Source organism: Aureivirga marina, from assembly GCF_015767265.1.
Taxonomy (GTDB): Bacteria; Bacteroidota; Bacteroidia; order Flavobacteriales; family Flavobacteriaceae; genus Aureivirga; species Aureivirga marina.
In genome coordinates, this window is sequence record NZ_JADPIB010000024.1 from 1 (window position 1) to 1274 (window position 1274).

Genomic DNA, 1274 nt, shown 5'->3' on the forward strand with positions numbered 1-1274 from the left:
GGAAACGGAGGCGACTATAAGAAGCCTACGGATGACATAGAAATTCTTTTTTACAAAAACTAAACTTGTAGTGAAAAGCCCGACCTTTAGATTAGGTGGAGTTAGGAGAAAGGGAACGTCCTTGAATTTAAATAAAATAAAAAATCCTGATATTTTGAAAACATCAGGATGATATAAAAATTTTTTTAAGCAGATTTTGAAAAAACTAATGTTTTAGCTTTGTTTATTGTTTTAAAGATCAATAAGGCAATAGCTCCCACTATAGTTCCAATTAATAAATCTCCTAAGATAGTAGGGAAACTATGTAATAAATCGTGAATTTGATGGAGATTGTGAGAAAATATTCCACCTGATACCAATAACATTGCGATTGTTCCTATTACAGAAAGACTTCGAATGACAATTGGTAGAGCGATAATTAACCCTCTTCCAAATCTATAGGATAATTTTTTATCATCTCTACTAATCTTCATTAATTTAAGACCAAAATCATCCATTCGAACAATTAATGCGACAATTCCATAAACACCAACAGTAGCTAGTAAAGCTGCAAAAGTGACAGAAATGATTTGAATATAAAGAGGTTGTTCAATTACTGCACTTAGAGCTATAATGATAATTTCAATAGAAAGAATAAAATCAACTAGAATTGCAGACTTGATTTTATTTTTTTCGTACTTCTCCCATTTTTCTTTAGACATATGTTTTTTATCATTTTTTGCTTTTTCATGTCCTTTAGATAAAAAATAATGATAAATTTTTTCAGCACCTTCATAGGCTAGATAGACACCTCCAATAAGTAAAATTGGAACAATCAACCACGGAAGGTAAGCACTCAGCAGAAAGGCTAAAGGAAGAATAATTACTTTATTTATAAAGGAACCTTTGCAAATTTTCCATAAAACAGGAATTTCTCTTGAAGATTCAAAACCAGATGCTTTTTCTGCTGTTACAGCTAAATCATCACCTAAAATTCCACTTGCTTTTTCAGTAGCTACTTTACTCATGACTGCTACATCGTCTAAGGTTGCAGCTATATCATCTAATAGTGCAAAAAAACCTGATGCCATATTTTTCTTTTTCTTTTTAATTAAAATAGTTAGTAAATGTAATAAAATCTATTTTAATTTATTGATAGTAAAAATTCTTCTATAAAAAAACCTCTCAATTCTTAATGAAATTGAGAGGTTTTTATTTTTATTAGTTTAAAGTATTATCTCCTAATCAAACTAAAATGTCCTTTCTTCGTATAACGTCTAGTTGTTGGCAGACCT

1 protein-coding gene is annotated in these 1274 nt (G+C 29.7%); it reads right to left on the reverse strand.

What is annotated here, in order from left to right:
* Positions 1-185 precede the first annotated feature (185 nt).
* Positions 186-1070, reverse strand: a complete 885-nt coding sequence (locus tag I1A51_RS17610) for a DUF808 domain-containing protein (protein ID WP_196896249.1) — start codon at positions 1068-1070, stop codon at positions 186-188.
* Positions 1071-1274 lie beyond the last annotated feature (204 nt).

Excerpts from the sequence above, each read along its gene's own strand:
- I1A51_RS17610 (WP_196896249.1), bottom strand. The coding sequence starts at position 1,070 with ATGGCATCAGGTTTTTTTGCACTATTAGATGATATAGCTGCAACCTTA.